Genomic DNA, 251 nt, shown 5'->3' with positions numbered 1-251 from the left:
TGCTCGATACGCGAATGAGTTGAGGCTTCTAGCCCGGAATTCTCATGGTTACCCAGCCAGTTTTATTGGGTGCCTATGAGAAGTACGGGCTAGAGCGATAATCAACCATATTTTCCGGATACCCCAATGTTTCTCGTCACTTAAAAATTCTTTTAAAAGCAGGTATAGTCTCGGCAAGTCGTGAAGGAAAGTGGGTTTTTTATACATTGAAAACCGATGATTCTGAATTCTATAACCAACTCTTAAAAACT

At 40.6% G+C, this 251-nt stretch carries 1 protein-coding gene; it reads left to right on the top strand.

What is annotated here, in order from left to right; genetic code table 11:
* Positions 1-107: 107 nt before the first annotated feature.
* Positions 108-251 (top strand): ArsR/SmtB family transcription factor (locus tag CXK91_RS22525; protein ID WP_258035670.1); only part of this gene is annotated, 144 nt, incomplete at its 3' end.

It is taken from the genome of Stutzerimonas stutzeri, assembly GCF_002909485.1.
GTDB lineage: Bacteria > Pseudomonadota > Gammaproteobacteria > Pseudomonadales > Pseudomonadaceae > Stutzerimonas > Stutzerimonas stutzeri_AH.
The sequence above is the reverse complement of the archived record's forward strand: the minus strand, read 5'-3'. Positions and strand labels throughout refer to the sequence as shown.